The organism is Campylobacter concisus, assembly GCF_002912425.1.
Classification (GTDB): domain Bacteria; phylum Campylobacterota; class Campylobacteria; order Campylobacterales; family Campylobacteraceae; genus Campylobacter_A; species Campylobacter_A concisus_AH.
Window position 1 is genome coordinate 1 of the sequence record NZ_POYR01000045.1, and the last position, 18,593, is coordinate 18,593.

The 18,593-nt window shown below is 41.1% G+C and carries 16 protein-coding genes and 1 pseudogene; 2 read left to right on the forward strand and 15 right to left on the reverse strand.

What is annotated here, in order from left to right; all coding sequences use genetic code 11:
- Positions 1 to 81: 81 nt before the first annotated feature.
- Positions 82 to 2,121, forward strand: coding sequence for an anaerobic carbon-monoxide dehydrogenase catalytic subunit (gene cooS / locus CYP84_RS02525; protein ID WP_103636567.1), 2,040 nt, complete (start codon positions 82 to 84; stop codon positions 2,119 to 2,121).
- A gap of 201 nt (positions 2,122 to 2,322) precedes the next feature.
- On the opposite strand, the gene CYP84_RS02530 is transcribed toward cooS, so the two are convergent.
- The 6 genes from CYP84_RS02530 to gltX all read right to left on the reverse strand — a co-directional run bounded on the left by CYP84_RS02530 (position 2,323) and on the right by gltX (position 7,134).
- A complete protein-coding gene (locus CYP84_RS02530; protein ID WP_103636568.1) occupies positions 2,323 to 3,006 on the reverse strand; it encodes an MqnA/MqnD/SBP family protein in 684 nt (227 codons plus the stop codon).
- Entirely contained in the window at positions 3,003 to 3,275 is a 273-nt protein-coding gene (locus CYP84_RS02535; protein WP_103558709.1) for a barstar family protein, read from the reverse strand. The genes CYP84_RS02530 and CYP84_RS02535 overlap by 4 nt, the downstream gene beginning before the upstream one ends.
- Entirely contained in the window at positions 3,272 to 3,778 is a 507-nt protein-coding gene (locus CYP84_RS02540) for a ribonuclease domain-containing protein (RefSeq protein WP_103636569.1), read from the reverse strand. The genes CYP84_RS02535 and CYP84_RS02540 overlap by 4 nt, the downstream gene beginning before the upstream one ends.
- A gap of 9 nt (positions 3,779 to 3,787) precedes the next feature.
- Entirely contained in the window at positions 3,788 to 4,414 is a 627-nt protein-coding gene (upp, locus tag CYP84_RS02545; protein ID WP_103636570.1) for a uracil phosphoribosyltransferase, read from the reverse strand.
- Positions 4,415 to 4,504: 90 nt separating this feature from the next.
- On the reverse strand, positions 4,505 to 5,758 hold the full coding sequence (locus tag CYP84_RS02550) for a malic enzyme-like NAD(P)-binding protein (RefSeq protein WP_103575121.1): 1,254 nt from the start codon (positions 5,756 to 5,758) through the stop codon (positions 4,505 to 4,507).
- Complete coding sequence (gene gltX, locus CYP84_RS02555) at positions 5,755 to 7,134, reverse strand: glutamate--tRNA ligase (protein ID WP_103636571.1); 1,380 nt, start codon at positions 7,132 to 7,134, stop codon at positions 5,755 to 5,757. Before gltX ends, CYP84_RS02550 begins: the two co-directional genes overlap by 4 nt.
- 70 nt (positions 7,135 to 7,204) lie before the next feature.
- Between gltX and CYP84_RS02560 the strand changes: the two genes are divergently transcribed.
- On the forward strand, positions 7,205 to 8,035 hold the full coding sequence (locus tag CYP84_RS02560) for a peptidylprolyl isomerase (protein WP_021084537.1): 831 nt from the start codon (positions 7,205 to 7,207) through the stop codon (positions 8,033 to 8,035).
- A 73-nt stretch (positions 8,036 to 8,108) separates the two neighbouring features.
- Here CYP84_RS02560 and yedE read toward each other — a convergent pair.
- The 9 genes and pseudogenes from yedE to CYP84_RS02605 all read right to left on the reverse strand — a co-directional run.
- Positions 8,109 to 8,783, reverse strand: a pseudogene (gene yedE / locus CYP84_RS02565) (YedE family putative selenium transporter); the annotation flags it as partial.
- Positions 8,784 to 8,821: 38 nt separating this feature from the next.
- The gene (dapE, locus tag CYP84_RS02570) at positions 8,822 to 9,913 is read right to left on the reverse strand and encodes a succinyl-diaminopimelate desuccinylase (RefSeq protein ID WP_103636572.1); all 1,092 of its coding nucleotides are present in this window, start codon (positions 9,911 to 9,913) and stop codon (positions 8,822 to 8,824) included.
- Positions 9,913 to 11,823, reverse strand: a complete 1,911-nt coding sequence (locus tag CYP84_RS02575; RefSeq protein WP_103636573.1) for an EAL domain-containing protein — start codon at positions 11,821 to 11,823, stop codon at positions 9,913 to 9,915. The genes dapE and CYP84_RS02575 overlap by 1 nt, the downstream gene beginning before the upstream one ends.
- A 91-nt stretch (positions 11,824 to 11,914) precedes the next feature.
- Complete coding sequence (locus CYP84_RS02580) at positions 11,915 to 14,119, reverse strand: endonuclease MutS2 (RefSeq protein ID WP_103636574.1); 2,205 nt, start codon at positions 14,117 to 14,119, stop codon at positions 11,915 to 11,917.
- A complete protein-coding gene (locus CYP84_RS02585) occupies positions 14,116 to 14,460 on the reverse strand; it encodes a hypothetical protein (RefSeq protein WP_103636575.1) in 345 nt (114 codons plus the stop codon). Before CYP84_RS02585 ends, CYP84_RS02580 begins: the two co-directional genes overlap by 4 nt.
- Positions 14,454 to 14,771, reverse strand: coding sequence for a hypothetical protein (locus CYP84_RS02590; RefSeq protein WP_103636576.1), 318 nt, complete (start codon positions 14,769 to 14,771; stop codon positions 14,454 to 14,456). The genes CYP84_RS02585 and CYP84_RS02590 overlap by 7 nt, the downstream gene beginning before the upstream one ends.
- Positions 14,771 to 16,078, reverse strand: a complete 1,308-nt coding sequence (gene murC / locus CYP84_RS02595; RefSeq protein ID WP_103636598.1) for a UDP-N-acetylmuramate--L-alanine ligase — start codon at positions 16,076 to 16,078, stop codon at positions 14,771 to 14,773. Before murC ends, CYP84_RS02590 begins: the two co-directional genes overlap by 1 nt.
- 85 nt (positions 16,079 to 16,163) lie before the next feature.
- Positions 16,164 to 16,517 (reverse strand): MmcQ/YjbR family DNA-binding protein, encoded by a 354-nt coding sequence (locus tag CYP84_RS02600; protein WP_103636577.1) that lies wholly within the window; start codon positions 16,515 to 16,517, stop codon positions 16,164 to 16,166.
- A 402-nt stretch (positions 16,518 to 16,919) separates the two neighbouring features.
- Positions 16,920 to 18,455 carry a flavocytochrome c gene (locus CYP84_RS02605; RefSeq protein WP_103636578.1) on the reverse strand — a complete coding sequence of 512 codons (1,536 nt, stop codon included), beginning with the start codon at positions 18,453 to 18,455 and terminating at the stop codon, positions 16,920 to 16,922.
- Positions 18,456 to 18,593: the final 138 nt, after the last annotated feature.

Here is an 18,593-nt window from a genome sequence, read left to right on the forward strand (position 1 = left end):
AAATCAATCTCTGTGAAAATTTTTGATGATATAATCCAAGACTTATCCAAAAGATAAAATTTACTTGCATAAGGAGCAAAAATGCAAACAAACGACGAAATTTTAGGCATCAAGATCCAGAAATACGGACTTGATAAAGAGGCTAAGCCAAATGAAAAAGGCTTTTATGACTACAAAGACGAGGCAGAATTTACAGACTACTCAAATGCTATCTCACTTTATAAAAAAACCTTTCCAAATAAGCAAAAAGTAATAGAAGAAACACCTGATCCAGCCGTTAGCGAAATGCTCCTAAAAATGCAAGATATGGGGATCGAGACTGTTTTTGATAGATTTGACAAGCAAAAGCCACAATGCACATTTGGCATGGCTGGAATTTGCTGTAAGATCTGCTTTATGGGACCATGTAAGATAACATCAAAGGCAACTCGTGGCGTGTGCGGCGCTGATGCAGACGTCATCGTGGCTAGAAATTTACTCCGTCACGTAGCTGGCGGTGCTGCGGCTCACGGCGCAAGAGGCAGAGAAAACATGCTAGCTCTTAAAAACGCAGCAACTGGCAAGCTAAATATCCCAATAGAAGGCGAAGAGAAAGTGCGTGCAGTTGCAAAAGCTTTTGGGCTTGATGAGAGCAAAAGCATAAACGAGCTTGCCTCACAGATCGCTGATATCTTACTTGAAGATCTATCTCGCACCTTGCCACAAGAGCACAAAGCCATAAAGACCTTTGCTCCAAAAGAGCGTCAAGAGGTGTGGAAAAAGCTTGATATCTTGCCAATAGGCGTCTATCACGAGGTTACAGAGAGCCTTCATAGAACAAGCACAGGCACAGATGGCGACTGGCGAAATGTAATGAAGCAGTTTTTCCGCACAGGTCTAGCTTACGCTTGGTCAAGCACGCTTGGCACGTCTATTGCGATGGATTGTCTATTTGGTCTGCCAAAGTTAAATGACTCTAAGATAAATTTAGGCGCTATCAAAAAAGGCTACGTAAATATCGCGCTTCACGGACACTCTCCACTTTTAGTAAGTGTTGTCGTTAAGCTTGGCAAGAGCGAGAAATTTCAAAATTTAGCCAAAGAAAAAGGTGCGCTAGGTATTCAGTTTTATGGAGTTTGCTGTAACGGACTTTCGGCTATGTATCGCTATGACGGCGTTATACCACTTTCAAACGCAGTTGGCGCAGAGCTTGTCGTTGGCACAGGAGCGCTTGATCTTTGGCTAGCTGACGTGCAAGATGTCTATCCTACCGTTATGGAGGTAGCAAGGTGCTTTAAAACGACAGTCATCACTACAAGCGACTCTGCAAGGCTTCCTGGGGCTGAGCACATCGGCTTTGATCATCATCACTCAAATATGAGTGAAATTCACGAGATCGCAGAGAAAATTTTATATAGAGCACTTGAGAGCCATGAAGCTAGAAAAGGCATACCAGTGCATATCCCGCAATACGAAGTCGAAGCTAAAATGGGCTTTTCACTAGAAAATGTAAATAAAATTTTTGGCTCAACACAGGTTATCGCTGATGCGATAAAAGAGGGCAAGATACTTGGACTTGTAAATTTAGTCGGCTGCTCAAATCCACGTGTAGTTTATGAAAAAGCTGTCGTAAACGTAGCTAGAACACTTCTAAAAAACAATGTCTTAATCATGACAAACGGCTGTGCCTCTTTCCCGCTACTAAAAACAGGACTTTGCAATGCAAATGCGCTTGAATACTGCGGCGATAGCTTGAGAGAATTTTTAGCCCCTTATAAGATCCCGCCGATCTGGCACATGGGCGAGTGCTTGGACAATGCTAGGGCTTCAGCGATGTTTAATGCGCTTAGTCAAAACTTGGACACTAATATCAAAGACCTGCCATACGCATTTTCAAGCCCTGAGTGGTCAAATGAAAAGGGCATAGATGCCGCACTTGGCTTTAGACTACTTGGAATTTCATCTTACCACTGCGTATTTGCCCCAGTTCAAGGCTCAAAAAATGTTGAAGAATTTATGGCAAATGGCACATTGCCGATCCTTGGCTCAAAAATGGTAGTAAATCTTGATCCCGTCGCACTTGCCGAAAATATCGTAACTGACATGAAGACAAAACGAGAAAAACTTAGCTGGAGAGCGTAAGGTAAATTTACACGCTAAGCACTTTGGTCTGCTCCAAAAAGCCACTTTGGCGGAGCAGATCTTATAAAAACGTGATCAAAATAAGATGAAATTTTGCCTCTAAAATGCTTTTGTGATTTTGTCAAAAATAAAGCAAAGTCTTATCTTAGAGGATTTTTTTGCATCACAACTTTAAACATTTATATAAAACTCTAAATTCATCTAGTTTTGCGATACTGCCTCTCTTAAAAACCTATACTCTTTAAAAAATTTGCGGAGTGATTTTTGCTCTTTTGGGCCTATTTTGTAGCTTATAAATTTGAGATACCACTTGATATCTTGCTCGCTTATGTCGCGGCTTTTAGCGTACTTGGCCAAGATATAGTTTGGGATTTTTACATTTTTTTGTAGAAATTTTGCGACTAGCCTTTTGTAAAACGAGCCATTTTTTACGTAAGAAAATCTACCAAAAACAAATGGCAAATTTGTCTTTTCGTGCCAAATTTGACCAAGGTCGTAAAAGCACTCTTTACCCTCGCTTAAGTATGCCTTTAGCGCCCTATCGCCTATGATCACCTCGCCTTTTAGATGAAGTATATTTGCTAGGGCGTTTGAGCTAGCTGAAGCTGGGTCAAATTTCATAGCGGAGTTTTTGCGAACAAGCACGCTTTTGACATCTTTTTTGGCGACTATTCCAAAATTTAGCTTCTTTAAATTTGCCTTTTTACTTGCTATGCTTGAGATCACCGCAGCGTCGATCTTTCTAGCGTTTAGCGCTCTATTTAGCTTACTTGGCACGCCTTTTTTAAACTCGATCGCCTTTTTTACCTGAGTTTTGAGTGGAGCTGCCTTTAAAAATACATGAAATGGGAGTAAATTTAGATAATCAATCTTTCCAAATATCATTTTTCATCTTTTATAATCTCAAATTTAACCATCTCGTTTTCCGAACAAACGTCGTAAAATAGCGTTACCAAGCTCTCTTTTAGCCCTGTTTCTAAGGCATCTTCGTTTTTTAGCTTTATAAGAGTTGGCTCATTTATCTCGCAAAGACAGTCAAAGAGCGCGTCTAAATTTTTGCCGTAGTACTCTGGCAGGTCAAATTTCTTTGCAAAATACTCATGCATCTTCTCTTTTTCGAGCATTTTTTTAGCATCCAAGATCACGATTTTCATTGCATCCTCTTCTCATAAAGCAGATAAAAATGCTCGTAGTGATCGGGCGTGTAGTAGATAAGTCCGTCGTTTGAATATAAAATTCTCTCAGCGCCACGCCTGCCGCCATTATAATTTACATCGCACTCAAACCACTTTCTACCATCAGCCTCAGGCAGCCTCTTTTCTCGGTTTGAAAATCTATCTCCACCGATGCTTTTGCCGCCACTTACCTGCCATAAATTTCCGCTTTTTGCGTCCCAGCCAAGTTCAAGTGCCTCTTTTTTAGTTATGAAATTCTTTGGCAGCTTGTTAAATTTATAGATATAAAGTGCGACCTCATCTTTTGAGGTGTATGAGCCGTTTTCTGCAAGACTCTGGCTCTTTTGCCCCTCTTTGTTTAGCTGCTCAAGTAAAATTTGAGCGTTTTTGTTTGCCTCGCCGCCATCTTTTGAAAAAAAGAAGGTACCGATGATGATAGCAATGATAAAGGCAACTAAGGCTGGAAAAAGTCTTTTGTTCAAATTTTGCCCTTAAAGTGTGTTAAAAACTCTATCACCAGCATCGCCAAGACCTGGAACGATATAGTTTTTCTCGTTTAGTTTCTCATCGATCGATGCCGTATAGACCTCGACGTCTGGGTAAATTTCGCTAAATCTCTTTAGTCCTTCAGGTGCAGCGATGATAGAGATAAATTTGATCTCTTTAACGCCTTTTTCACGCAAGAGCTTAACCGCGTCTATCGCCGTGCCGCCAGTTGCAAACATAGGGTCGATGATGATCGCCATGCGCTCTTTTGCGTCTTTTGGAAGCTTTGCGTAGAAAAACTCAGCCTGCGCTGTCTCCTCGTTTCGCTGAAAGCCCAAAAAGCCCACACTCGCATCTGGGATGATGGTAAAAACGCTATCAAGCATGCCAAGCGCAGCCCTTAAGATAGGGCATATCATCACCTTTGTAGTAAGCCTCTTTGCGTCTGCCAGCGCAACTGGGGTTTGGACTTTGACATCTTTTACCTTTAAATTTCTAGTCGCCTCAAAGATCATAAGATAACTGATCTCATCAACTAGCATGCGAAACTGAAAAGGCTGGGTGTTTTTATCACGTAAGATTGTTAATTTATGCTCGATCAATGGGTGTGAGATGAGCTTCACGTTTTGCATTTTTTGTCCTTAAATTTACTGTTTTTACAAGGTTTGTCTTTTATAAAATGCCAAGAGAAGAATTTAGCCCAAAATTTGGGCTAAATTTAATTAAAAACCTTTTGCAAGTTTGGCTTTGTAAGCCTCAACGTCAAACTCTTTTACTCTCGCTACGCCATCTTCAACTGCAGCTTTTGCAACTGCTGGAGCGACCGCTGTTAGCACGCGCTTGTCAAATGGTTTTGGGATGATGTACTCTTTGCCAAATTTTAGCTCGCTAACACCACTTGCTTTTAAAACTTCAGCTGGCACTGGCTCTTTTGCAAGCTGTGCAAGCGCTTTAGCTGCTGCCATTTTCATATTTTCAGTGATCTTTTTAGCTCTAACATCAAGCGCACCTCTAAAGATAAATGGAAAGCCCAAAACGTTATTTACTTGGTTAGGATAGTCGCTTCTGCCTGTGCCCATCATAACGTCATCTCTTACAGCTACGACGTCCTCTGGGAAAATTTCAGGCACTGGGTTTGCCAAAGCGAAGATGATAGGCTCTTTGTTCATCGACGCAACCATCTCTTTTGTCACAACGCCAGGCTTAGAAAGACCTAAAAACATATCAGCGCCTTTCATCGCATCAGCCAAAGTCCTATCCTCGGTCTCAAGCGCAAATTCAACCTTTTCTGGAGTTAGGTCTGTTCTTTTTGAGTGGATGACGCCTTTGCTATCTATCATCACGATGTGTTTTGCGCCAAGTGCTTTATACATCTTCGCGCAAGCGATGCCAGCTGCACCTGCGCCGCTAACTACGATCTTTATCTTAGATATATCTTTACCAGAAATTTCCATCGCATTTATAATGCCAGCGCTTGTTATCATCGCTGTGCCGTGCTGATCGTCGTGCATTACAGGGATATCGACTGCTTCTTGAAGCTTTCTTTCTATCTCAAAGCACTTTGGAGCGCGGATATCTTCTAAATTTATACCACCAAATGTCGGAGCAAGAGCCTTGCAAATCTCAACGATCTTATCAGGATCATGCTCATCTAGCTCGATGTCAAAGGCATCAACGTTTGCAAATTTCTTAAATAGCACCGCCTTGCCCTCCATAACTGGCTTACCAGCGATAGCGCCGATGTCGCCAAGTCCAAGAACAGCCGTGCCATCGGTGATAACAGCTACTAAATTTGCTTTATTTGTATATTTATAAGCTAGTTCAGTATCTGCATTTATCTCTTTACAAGGCTCTGCAACGCCTGGTGTATAGGCCATTGAAAGGTCTCTTGAAGTCTCGCAAGGTGTCTTTACCCTGATCTCGATCTTACCGCCTATATGGTAGTTTAGTGCCTCTTCTTTAGTTACATGTGTCATTTCTCTTCCTTTAATAAATTTTGTATTCTGTTTTTGATCTCGCTGCTACCTACTACTTCAAGCACTTCAAAGATACTTGGGCTCACGCTTGAGCCAGTTAGCGCTATCCTCAAGGCTTGAGCCAGATCTTTTAGTTTTAAGCCATTTTGTTCTAAAAATTTATTAGTTAGCTCCTCGTAGCCCTTTGCGTCAAGGTCGCGGTCTAAAATTTGAGCAAATTTCGCCAAAATTTCTTTGCTATTTTCATTTATAAATTTAGCCCAAGCTTTCTCATCATAGCTTTTTGGAGCGTTGATTATCGCATTTGCGCTATTTGCCATTTCGATTAGCGTTTTTGATCTCTCACGGAGTGAATTTAGCAGCAGCTCGCCTTTTACCAAAGCCTTAAAATCCACGCCAAACTCGAGCATATCGTGCGCTAGTCTCTCGTAAGGCAAGGTCTTGATGTAGTGAGAATTTAGCCAATCAAGCTTTTGGGCGTTGTAGGTGCTTGAGCTTTTGTTGATATCGTTTGGATTAAAGTATTTAAGCATATCCTCGATAGTAAAAATCTCATCATCGCCGTGGCTCCAACCAAGACGAACGAGAAAATTTAAGAGCGCTTCAGGCAAGTAGCCCATCTTTTTATACTCCATAACGTCAGTCGCGCCGTGTCTTTTGCTAAGCTTTTTGCCGTCCTCGCCATTTATCATCGCGACGTGGTAAAATTTAGGCGTTTTAAAGCCAAGCGCCTCGTAAAGAACGATCTGTTTTGGGGTATTTGAGAGGTGATCGTCGCCACGAATAACGTCTGTTACTCCCATTAGCGCGTCATCTATCACGACCGTGAAGTTGTATGTCGGTGTGCCGTCGCTTCTTGCGATGATGAAGTCGTCTAGTATATCTTCAACCTTAAATTTAACCTCGCCTTTTATGCCATCATGTATGACGATCTCGCCGCTAAGTGGGGCTTTTATACGGATAACTGGCTCGATACCAGCTGGAGGCGTGCCTTTAAAATCTCTATATCTATTATCATATTTTGGGCGCTCTTTTCTTGCCTCTTGGCTAGCTCTAAGCTCCTCAAGCTCCTCTTTGCTCATGTAGCATTTGTAGGCTTTGCCCTCATCAAGCAGCTTTTTAACATACTCTTTGTAAAGATCAAATCTCTTTGACTGATAGGTCACTTCGCCGTCGTGATCTAGCTTGCACCAGGCAAATGCCTCTTTTATGGCTTGCGTGGCTTCTTCTGAGTTTCGTTTTAAGTCAGTATCTTCGATGCGGAGCAAAAATTTTCCATTGTTAGCTCTTGCGTATAAATAATTATAAAGAGCTGTCCTAAGTCCGCCTATGTGTAGGTATCCAGTAGGCGACGGAGCAAATCTAGTAACTATCATTTTGTGCCTTATTTTTATGTTATAATTGCCCAAAATTATATTTACTAAATACTTAAACAAAGGTTTCATTATGAAAAAATTGCTCTTTTTGGCTGCTGGCGTGTTAAGTGCCTTAAATTTATATTCAGCTCAGATGATAAACGGCATCGCAGCTATCGTGGAGAACGAACCTATCACGCTTTACGAGGTTTATAGCTTGAAGGAACAGCTAAAGACAACAGAGCAGGACGCTTTAAATTTACTTATCAGAGATAGGCTTGAAGATGCACAGATAAAAAACTTAAATTTAAGCGTGACACCTTTTGAGCTAAACGACAGGATCGAGGCGATCGCAAAGCAAAATGGCATGACAAATTCGCAGTTTAGAAGCTCTATCCAAGCACAAGGAATGGACTTTTTGGACTTCAAAAACAACTTAGAGCACAAGATGCTTCAAGAAAAACTTTATAAAAGCATAGCTGCTGAGGCTGGCAAGAACATAAACGAGCAAAAAGCAAAGGCGTATTTTGACGCTAATCCAGATAAATTTAAGGTCTTTAGCACCGCTAGAGTCGTAGTTTATAGAGCAAAAGACCCTGATCTGCTTGAAGCTCAAAAGACAAGTCCGAAGCTACTAGACGGCGTGCAAACGCAAGAGGTGAGTTTGGACTATCAAAGCATAGATCCAAGACTTGCTGCGATCATCTCAAGCACAAATAACGGCGACTACACACAGCCTTTGCAAGGACCTGATAGCTTTGATATGTTTTTAGTAAAAGAGAAGATCGGCTCATACACACCAAGCTTTGCTGATGTAAAAGATAACGTTATAAACGAGCTTTACCAAGGCGAGCAAGAGAAATTAATGAGTGATTACTTCGAAAAACTCCGCGCAAAAGCAAAAATTCAAATTCTAAGATAACTTCAAATTTAGCCACTTTGGTGGCTAAATTTCTCCAAAATTTATAAGCAAAAACCTGCAAAAGCAGTCAAATTTAGTTAAGCTTTTTAGTGAAAAATCCAACGTAAATAGCATAAATAAAGCCAAGTACTACAGCATAAGGAGCATAAGGTGTGATGCCAGCTCCTGAGCTTGCTAAGATAAAGTTATGACTTATAGCAGCACCTGCGCCCATACCTAAAACAAATACTGCTGAGCTTAAATTCCCAGCTCCCATTTGCACTAAATGTTTGCCAGGGCAGCCGTAGCTTAGACTAAAGCAAAGGCCAGCGAGCGTCATGCCTAAGAAATTCCAAAGCATATCATTGTGAGCGATAGGTTGTCCTTCAAAGCCAAATTTATATTGATTTAGCACTAAATTTGTGATGCTTGCAAAAAGAACGATAGAGACTATGCCATAAAACATCGAGAAGTCACGCTCAAAAATTTTACTGATAGCTCCCACTGAGCAAAATTTACTTCTTTGCATAAATGCGCCTATTATGATCGCACAAATAAGTGAGATAAATAAATTTGCATGCTGTGAGCCTGGACCTTTTTCTGAGCTGAATAATGCGCCATTTTCACCAAGTTTTAGACCAAAGATAAGTGCTAGTAAAAGCAAAATAGCGATGATCAGTGGCAAAAACCCGATAGCTTTTGCAGTGGTTTCACTCTCAGGCAAAATGTAGCCATTTTTCTTAAAAACTTGTCCTACAAAGACACCAGCGATGGCGTTTAAATTTAACTATTTAATAACAAAAGAGATTAGTGAAAATTTTCTATAAGGTCTTTAAAAATTTCATAAAGTTTATTTACTTCGAGGGTGCTAACTCGTTCGTTTTTGGCGTGTATGCGGTCATTTATGACGCCAAATTCTATCGCGTCTACGCCAAATTCAGCAAAGTGCCTAGCATCGCTCGTGCCGCCCTTTGTATTTAAAAGTGGCGTAACGCCGGTGATCTTTGTGACAGAGGCCATTAAATTTCTTACGATCTTGCTATCTTTGTTCGTTAAAAATCTCTTCGAGCTTTGCTTTATACTAAGCTCGTAACTAAGCCCATCTAAAACGCTTCTAAGATAGCTCTCAACGTCATTTACGTCAGTTAAATTTGAGTTTCTAATGTTAAACATTATGCTAAGTTCGCTTGGCGTGACGTTGCAAACCTGCATGCCACCACGAATGTCCGTCACCACGATCTTGCTTGGGCTAAAAAACTCGCTCCCTCCGTCCATATCATGGTCAGCTATCTTACTTAAAAGTGGAGCTATTAAATTTACTGGATTTACACATTTTTCTGGGTATGCTACGTGTCCTTGAACGCCCTTTATCACGATCTTGCCATTTATCGAGCCACGTCTGCCGACCTTTATGCTATCGCCAAATTTCTTATCACAAGTTGGCTCAGCCACGACGCAAAATTTGGGCAGATCCCCTATCTCACGCAGATATTCAAGCGCTAAAGGCGTGCCGTAAGTGCCATCGCCCTCTTCGTCACTTGTTAAGATAAGACTTAGCTTGCCATCAAATTTAGCCTCTTTGCACGCACAAACAAAGGCAGCCACGCCGCTTTTCATATCCTGCGCGCCCCTTGCGTAGATGTAGCCATCTTTTTCTAGCGGGGTAAATGGCTCGCTATCCCAGCCATCGCCTGGCGGCACGACATCAACGTGTCCTGCAAAAGCTAGATGCTCGCCGTCTCCATAAATTTTAGAAAGTATGAGATTTTTTGTGCCGTTTTTTTCTATAAATTTAGCCTCAAAATCAGGCAAAAATTTAGCGATAAACTCCAAACTGCCTGCATCATCTGGCGTGATAGAGCGAAAACTTAAAAGCTCTTTTAAAAAGCCAACTACCACTAAAACGCCTTTTTAGAAGGAAGTCCCAAGTAAAATCCCTGGAATTCGTCGATGCCTATCTCCTTACAGACGTTAAAGATTTCTTTAGAATGAACATACTCTGCGATCGTTTTTATGCCAAGATCCTTTGCAAATGCCACGATCGCGCTTGCGATGGCGTATGAGTCTTTATTGATATCGATATCTTTGATGATAGAGCCATCGATCTTCACGTAGTCTGGCTTGATCTTTATGATGTAAGAGAAGTTTGAGTAGCCAGAGCCAAAGTCGTCGATCGCTATCATAGCGCCCATGCTCTTTGCACGCTCAACAAAGACTGAGACGCGCTCAGCACTCTTTAGCTCCTCGTCTTCAACTATCTCAAAAACTATCCTGCCAGCGACATTGTGCTTATTTAGTAAATTTAAAACAAGTGCGCTAACGTCGCCATCTATCATATCTCGGCTGCTTAAATTTATAGAAAGAACCAAATTTGGATCTTCAGTGAGGTGCTCAAAGCACTTTTTAATGAGCTGTTTTTCAAGGTCTGCGTAACGCTTGATACGCTTTGAGATATCCAAAAATACACTTGGTGAGATGACGTCGTCGCGGTCTAAAATTCTTATTAAGCATTCATATTTTATAGGGATCTTTTTCTCGTCAAATATCGGCTGAAAATACGGCACAATGTTGTCATTTATCGTAGCGTTTTGGATAAGCTTTGAGCGCTCGATCTGATTTGCGTATTCATCTTTTTGACTTAGTCCTTTAAAGTAGCAAACATAGTCTTTATCAAGCGTCTTAGCTGATTTTAACGCGATGGTTGCCTTTCTTAAAGTCTGATCGCTATCAAGCGCAAAGCCAATAGTGTTGTGAATTTCTATATCATCGACCTCTGCGCCATTTTCATCTTTTATGCTAAGCATCCTGCCTTTAAAGATATCTAGTAAATTTTCAGCTAGCTCCTCGTATCTGTCGATAAAGTCGTTATTATCTTCGACCAAAGCAAACCTGTCCGCCTCGATACAATAAGCCTTCATATTCTCATTTTTGGCAAATTCTTTGATGAGATTTGCCATCTGTTTTAGTATCTGGTCACACACGTATTTGCCGTAGTAGTCGTTCATCTTGCCAAAATCATCGATATCCATAAGTATCACTTTTGGATATTTATACTCGCTCACATCTTTTAAAAGCGCAGCCTTGTTAAAAAGTCCTGTCATCGGATCGATATATAGCCTCTCTTTTAGTTCAGCGATCTTAATAGTGCTCTCTTCTTTTACTTTTAGATAGTCAAATTTGATGTTTAGATACTTAAATACAAACCAAAGACAGACCGCAAGCCCTAAAAATAGACCGATCGAGCTTAAGATCAAAGTAAGAGTCATGTTTTTCATCAGCCACTGAAAATAAAATTGGTCGCTAGTGCCAGTTATCCTTTGATCTATATGCGCTTTAAAGCCTAAAATATATTCATTTACTGCGACAAACATACATACTTTGGCGCTATTTTCTGGCAAAATTTCAGCCTTGAAATAATTCGTTTGAAAATCATGTGAATAGATGTCGCCACAGCTATTGTCTTCGTAGTCTTTACCAACGAGGCTTTTGTCTGACGATGCCTCTATCTTAAAGCCATTTTTGCCATTTTCTTTTAGCAAAAAGACATCACCAAAGGCGGCATTGCTTATGTAATTTTGAAAATCTAAGACACTAAATTTACTTATATTTTTAAAGTAATTCACATATTGATCTGTTAGATACTCAGTCTTTTTTTTGAGGCCAAAGTTGTTTGTAGAGAGCGCGTTATTGTATTTATACGAGTAGATAGTTAAATTTTCAGTTACAAAGAAAGCAAAAAGCAAAACCACGACCAAAGTGACGGTTTTAACCATACTAAAGTGCTTTTTTTGCGATTCGTCACCTGGCATAAAGTTTAAACTTCCTTTCTTAAATTTTTCTAAATGGATTATATCTAAGCTAAATAAAAAATTTCTTTCATTTTTTAATTAAAAATTTAGCTCAAAGTTTAACGATCTTTGCACCGTATCCGCCTTGATTTGCCGGTGCATCATGAAATTCTTTCACGCTTGGATGCTCTTTTAAGAAATTTTTAACAGCAAAGGCAAGCTTGCCAGTGCCGATGCCGTGAAATACGCTAACCTCATCAAATCCCATAACAAGACTATCTGAGATAAATTTATCAAGCTTTGCTATCGCCTCGTCAGCTCTCATGCCATGCAGATCAAGCGATAATGACGCCGTTTTTGGCTTATCTACACTTAAACTTACGCCACCTTTTTTAGGCAAGACTACTTCGTTGCCATTTTTTCTTAAAAGCTCGAGTGGCACGCGCAGATTTATGCCATTTGACTCGATCATAGCGTCATTTTTAGAGATGCTTAAAACCGTGCCTTTTATATTTTCATACTTCACTCTATCGCCTACTTTTAGGCTCTCTCGCTCAGTTTTTTTAGGCTTAACGATGGCAGCTTTTTTCTCATTTGCCACGTTTAGCGCCCTTTGCTTGTCTTTAATGTCCTTGAAATTTATAACAGCTTTTGCCGCATTTATCGCTTCATAATACTCTTTTTCAAGGCGCGAAATAGTCGCATTTAGCTTGATCTCATTTCTCTCTTTTAGCTCTTTTTGCTCCTCAAGCAAGCGCTCCAGCCGCTCCTCTTTTGCCGTGACCTCTTTTATCCCCTCATCAAGCTTGGTTTGTAAATTTAGCGTCTTAGTGATGATCTCGTTTAAATTCTCTTTATCTTCGCCGTAAATTTTCTTTGCCTGAGCCACTAAATTTTGAGATATGCCGTATCTTGCCGCCGTTTCAAAGGCATAAGACTTGCCGATCGTGCCCTTTAAAAACTCAAATTTAGGCCTTTGAGCCGCCTCGTCGTAAAGTGCTGCCACTAGCTCAACCTCTGGATTTTTAGCTAGCAACATCGCAAGGCGCTTGTGGTGGGTCGTGATGATCATTTTGATATCTTGAGTGATGAGGCGCTCTATCATGACGCCATACAAGCTTGCAGCCTCCTCAAAGTCGGTGCCAAGCTCGATCTCGTCGATACCGATGATGATCGATTTTTTAGTAAAAAGCCTTGCAAAATGCACCATCCTGCCAGCAAAGGTCGAGATGTCGTTTTTCACGCTTTGCGGATCTTCTATGATCGCGTCAAATTCTTTAAAAGAGCCGATCGTTGAGCGGTTTGCGTCGATACGCATAGGCAGCAGATACTTTGCAAGCAGCGTGGCTGAGATGATTGATTTTAAAAGCATCGACTTACCGCCAGCATTTACGCCGGTTATTAAAAGCACCTTTTTGCTAAAGTCCACACTCACGCTTTTTGGGTTTTTTAGCGCTGGGTGGGCAAATTTCTCAAGCTTGATAACGTGTGAGCTATTTGGCAAAACAAACTCATAGTCACGTGATCTAGCCAAATTTACGCGCGCTTGATAGGCATCAAACTGATCAAAAGCGTTATTTATAAATTTCAAAAAAAGTAGGCTCTTGCTCATCTGCAAGCTAAATTTCTTGCAGTGCTCAAAAATGATCTCCTCTTTTCTATCAAGCAGCTCGCTTTGCTCCTTTTTTAGGCGCTCAGTGCTTGCAGGTGCGACGTAGAAGTAGCCGCCTGAGCTTCTAGCGATCACGGTGCCTTTTAGGGCGTGATTAAAGCCACCACGCACCAAAAGTGCCTCTTGCGAGTTGATGTAGTGCGTCTGGGTATCGACTAGATAGGGCGTGATGTGCTTTGAGTAGATGAGCTTTTTAAGTTCGGCGTCGATCTGGCGCTTTTTCTCGCTAAACGCCTGCTTTATCGCGTAAAATCTCTCATCCACGCTGTCGCTAAATTCGCCGTTTTCATCAAAGCTGTTTGCCATCTGGCTCATCGCTTCAGGGATTTCAACTTTAGCGATCCACTCGCCAAGTCTGCCTTCAAATTTTTGCTTTTTTAGATATGAAAAATACTTAATGATCTTTGCAAACTCGTAAATTTCGCTGATGTGAAGCACTGCTTGCTTGCTAAGTCTCATAAGCGCATCATCAAGCTCTTTTATCTCGTCAGGCGCCTTAAAATCATACTTTGAAAGCTCGCTGATATTTTCAAAGTGGATTTTGCTGTCGCCTTGTAAAAATAGCGGTTTTTGCCTTGCTAAAAATGAGTTAAATTTATCCAGATACTCGCCAAGATCGAGCTTTAAAAATATCTCTTCAGTCATTGCTCGCAACTTTTTATAGGCACTATGACGCCTGAGAGATCGCTAAATTCTCGCTTTGGCAAAAATGACGCAGTGCCAAATTCGTAGTTAAATTTCTCAGCGCTCACGTTGTATTCGCCACATTTTAGTGTTTTACCCTGCTTAAAGTCAGTCACTAGCTTTGAGATAGCGTCCTCGTTTTTGGATAAATTCTCCTCGTAAAAATAGACACAAACAAGGATCGCTACAAGCACCGCGCTAACGACCGCTTTTATGCTTTTGCTGATCTTTTCATCTTTTATCGCCCAGATCGCTCCAAAAAGCAGCATCACGCCGGCGATTATTATCAAATTTCTTACCATTTTACGCCTTTATATTTTGCGATTAGCTCTTTGTAAAGCTCAGCATGAGGCTTGATCTTTTCTAAAATTTCAGCTCTAACCTCGCTGATATCTTGCTTTTCAACCAGCAAGCAAACGGCTAGATATGGGGCATTTGGCAGCATATCTTTTATCTGAGCGCTATTTAGCTTTTGTGACCTTGCAAGCGCGATCAAGATATCTTTTTTGCCTAAATTTATAAGGCTTGAAATTTCATCCTCGCTTAGCTCTTTTTCTTTTATCTCTTTTAAAATTTCATTTTCATCTTGAGGCTTGAAACTACTTAGATCCATTAATATCCGCCTCTTAGTTGCACGCTGATATCGCCCGCTCCAAAGCCAACTACGATGCCGTCACTTAGGCGGTTTTTCACGCCAAATTCATCTGTAAATTCAATCCCCTCTTCAACCCTCTCGACCTTGTCTGTAAAGATCGGGTTATACTCGCTAAATTCGCTCTTCATATCAACTTCGATAGGATTTTCACCTGCTGCATAAACTGGCAAGATAACAAGCTCATCAACGCCCTTAAAGCACTCTTTAAAGCCAGGTAAATTTGTGCTAAGTCTTGTGTAGCGGTGTGGCTGAAATATCGCTGTGACGCTGTTTATACCCAAAATTTTGGCGTATTCAAAGACTGATTTTAGCGTCGCTTTTATCTCGGTTGGATGGTGCGCGTAGTCGTCAATAAGGACAAAATTTTTATTTGCACAAAGTATGTCAAAACGCTTTTTGATGCCTTTAAAATTTAGTAAATTTTCTCTGATATCTTTAAGCGGCGTCTCATGCATCGCAGCAAGGATAGCCAAAGATGCGTCTATAGCGATGTGCTCGCCCATGCCAAAGGCTTCAAATTTACCTAAATTTTTAAGGTTAAAGCTGGTGTATGGCTGATAGTCTCTTACCACCATCGTTAGCTCCGTGATATCACTGCTTGGATAAAGCCTGATCGCATCAAGCTTAAGAGTGCTTAAAAACTCGTCCTCAGCGTTTATCACTCTAACCTTTGCGCGCTCCAAAAAGCCCTTGTATGCTGCGTAAAATTTAGCTAGATCGTAGTCGTAGTGCTCCATGTGCTCTGGCTCTGCGTTTGTGACGATGGCTAGATATGGGTTTGAGTTTAGAAAGCTAGAGTCGCTCTCATCGGCCTCAAATACGACGTTATCGCTTTTGGCGTAGCGCATATTTGAGCCAAACTGCTTTGAGATGGCGCCAATGATGACTGAGCCTTCTATTAGGCTTGCTAGCATCGCTGAAGTGGTACTTTTGCCGTGCGCGCCAGCAACTGCAAAAACGCACTTATCTTCAAGCACATAAGGCAAAATTTCTTTTCTTGAAAAGCACTTTATGCCCTTGTTTCTGGCCTCGACTAGCTCGATGTTGTCCTCTTTTATCGCAGCTGAATAGACCACGAAGTCTTGATCTTTTATCGCCTCTTTGCAGTGCGGCGTGATGACCTCGATGCCTTCATCTTTTAGCTCAAGCGTCGTCTTGCTCTCTTTGATGTCGCTACCGCTTATCTTGTGGCCTTTTTCGTGTAAAAACCTAGCGATGGCTGAGATGCCGATGCCACCGATGCCTATGAAATGGACTTTTCTGATCTCGTTGTTTAGCTCTTGCAAATTTTATCCTTAAGTTTTTCGTGATTTTAACAAAAACTACTAAATTTAAGGCTGAAAATGGCTTTTATTTGCTTAAGCTAAAGCTTTCATCTATCAGGTCAAAAACGGTTTTTTGTGAGATTTTGGAGTTTAAATTTACGCTTATCCAGTGCTTTTTATTCATGTGATAGGCTTTAAAAATTTGCCTCTCATCAACTAGCACCATGGCTAGATCAGGGCTGCATTTTAAATTTAAAACCTCAATCATCTCGTCACTTTCAAGACCTAGCTTGCTAGCGTTTAGCTGCATAAGTAGCGCAAACCACTTCTCATTTTTCTTGTGACGAAAGACGCTAAATTTTGGATATTTTGGGAAAATTTGCTCACCCAAAATGTCAAATTTCTCTTTTATATATTTTTCAACTTCGCTTCGTTTCAAATTTCACTCCGAAAAAATATTTTGTCATTTTATTTAAAAGGGAGACAAGGGGACTTGAATTACAGTCTGCTTGCAGTTGCGAGCCCGCGAAGCAAAGTCGTCCCCTTATCCCCCTTTTTAAATCCCCCAAACCCCTCGCACGTTAGAGGTTGCTGTGCTTCGCACAGGTTTAGTGATTTGTAAATTTTAAAATTTCATGAGCGAGCAATTTCGGCTCTAAATTTTGAGCTAAGCTGTAAGCGAAGCCAAAATTTAGTAGTCAATTCTTGTGAGCGAATGAAAGTTTTTAAATTTACTAATAAAAAACAAAATTTTAAACTCTGTACCGATGATATGGAGGCTAGCATTGCCTGCATAAGCCAATAACAAAACAAACTGCCTCCAAATTTAGCACGAGTAAATTTAGATATTCTCCCCAGCTATCATGCCAAATGTCAAACAGTCAAGTATCGCACAACTACCAAGCCTACTAGCTCCGTGCGTACCGCCAGTGACCTCACCAGCAGCGTAAAGTCCCTTGATCGGCTCATCGTCTATGTTTAGCACCTGCGCTTTGGCGTTGATCTTTACGCCGCCCATTGTGTGGTGAAGCTTTGGAGCGCCGCGCATAGCGTAAAATGGGGCTTGTGAGATGGTTAGTCCGTCAGTTAGCTTGATTGGCTTACCAAAATCATCATCATTGCCTTTTTTAACAAATTCGTTATATCTCTCAACCGTTTTTTCTAGCTCGCCAGCTGGCATTTTGTAGTGTTTAGCAAGGTCTGCTAGCGTGTCAAATTTCATTATGACGCCGTTTTTCATAGGATTTGCAAGGTCGCTCTCGACTAGCTTTGCAGCAGCTACTGAGTCGCATAAATTTATAGGATAGCTGTCGTTTTTAGCGTCAATTATCCTAAACATAGCATCAGCCCTTATCTTGCGATCAGCAAGCTCATTCATATAGCGTTTGCCGGTCTTTGGATCGACTGAGATGCCGTATCTAAAGGCAGCTTGTGAGGCGAATTTACTTGTGATGCCGTTGCCTTTTTCGTCAGGGCATTTATATGGGATATATTGTATCCAGCCGATTTGCACAGGCAAAGCGCCTATTTTTAGGGCTGAGATCAAAGCTCCAGCAGTTGCGCCTGGGTGGTTTGTGGTGTCAAATTCAGGCACCGCGCGTGGGTCTTGAAGCTTTCTAAAAAATTTATCACTGCAAAAGCCGCCGCTTGCTAGCACGACGCCCTTTTTAGCCTTTATAAATTTACGCTCGCCGCTTTTGTTCTCTTTATCATCGCTAAATAGATCTTTGTCAAATTTATAGTCATTTCGCACCGCAACGCCTACTATTGCGCCATTTTCATCAGTCACAAACTCATCAAATTTACACCTTGTTCTTAGCTCGCAGCCTTGTAAATTTTTAAATGTCTCAGCTAGAGGCTGAACGATGCCAGAGCCGCTTGTGTTTTCGGTGTAATAAGTCCTTGGCACGCTGTGACCGCCTTCAAGAAGTAGCTTATCTAGGTATTTTGCGCCGTGTTTTACGGTGAAGTTAAAAGTATCGACCGCTCTATCAGCAAGGATGCCAAGAAGCTCCACGTGGTTTAGCCCAAGTCCAGCCTTGACGCAGTCTGAGATGAAGAGCTCTTTTGAGTCTTTGACTCCGTTTTTCTTTTGAAGCTCGCTGTTTGGCACGGCAAAAATTCCGCCATTTATTACAGAGTTGCCGCCAACGCGTCCCATTTTCTCTAAGATAAGAACCTTGTTGCCTCGCTCATTTGCCTTGATACCAGCTGCAAGTCCAGCAAAACCGCTACCGATGATAACGACATCCCACTCCTCGTCAAATTTGACATCTTTATCTCTAAAGACTGGCATATCGCTCGCATAAACTCCGCTTGCAGCAAGAGCCGAAACAGCACCAAATTTTATGAAATCACGTCTAGAAACTTTACTCATAGCGTCTCCTTTTTAGTATTACGCCAAAGCCTGTAAATTTTAAATTTACGCCTTAGTTTAAACCCTTTGTGATTACTAAAATTATAGGATTATTTATGATAAAGATTACTTAAAATTATTTATTTTACATTAAGATTA

What these genes read in the sequence shown, in the direction of transcription:
- cooS (WP_103636567.1), top strand. Translation starts at nt 82, where the DNA reads ATGCAAACAAACGACGAAATTTTAGGCATCAAGATCCAGAAATACGGA.
- CYP84_RS02530 (WP_103636568.1), bottom strand. Translation starts at nt 3,006, where the DNA reads ATGATATTTGGAAAGATTGATTATCTAAATTTACTCCCATTTCATGTA.
- CYP84_RS02535 (WP_103558709.1), bottom strand. Translation starts at nt 3,275, where the DNA reads ATGAAAATCGTGATCTTGGATGCTAAAAAAATGCTCGAAAAAGAGAAG.
- upp (WP_103636570.1), bottom strand. Translation starts at nt 4,414, where the DNA reads ATGCAAAACGTGAAGCTCATCTCACACCCATTGATCGAGCATAAATTA.
- CYP84_RS02550 (WP_103575121.1), bottom strand. Translation starts at nt 5,758, where the DNA reads ATGACACATGTAACTAAAGAAGAGGCACTAAACTACCATATAGGCGGT.
- gltX (WP_103636571.1), bottom strand. Translation starts at nt 7,134, where the DNA reads ATGATAGTTACTAGATTTGCTCCGTCGCCTACTGGATACCTACACATA.
- CYP84_RS02560 (WP_021084537.1), top strand. Translation starts at nt 7,205, where the DNA reads ATGAAAAAATTGCTCTTTTTGGCTGCTGGCGTGTTAAGTGCCTTAAAT.
- CYP84_RS02575 (WP_103636573.1), bottom strand. Translation starts at nt 11,823, where the DNA reads ATGCCAGGTGACGAATCGCAAAAAAAGCACTTTAGTATGGTTAAAACC.
- CYP84_RS02580 (WP_103636574.1), bottom strand. Translation starts at nt 14,119, where the DNA reads ATGACTGAAGAGATATTTTTAAAGCTCGATCTTGGCGAGTATCTGGAT.
- CYP84_RS02585 (WP_103636575.1), bottom strand. Translation starts at nt 14,460, where the DNA reads ATGGTAAGAAATTTGATAATAATCGCCGGCGTGATGCTGCTTTTTGGA.
- CYP84_RS02590 (WP_103636576.1), bottom strand. Translation starts at nt 14,771, where the DNA reads ATGGATCTAAGTAGTTTCAAGCCTCAAGATGAAAATGAAATTTTAAAA.
- CYP84_RS02605 (WP_103636578.1), bottom strand. Translation starts at nt 18,455, where the DNA reads ATGAGTAAAGTTTCTAGACGTGATTTCATAAAATTTGGTGCTGTTTCG.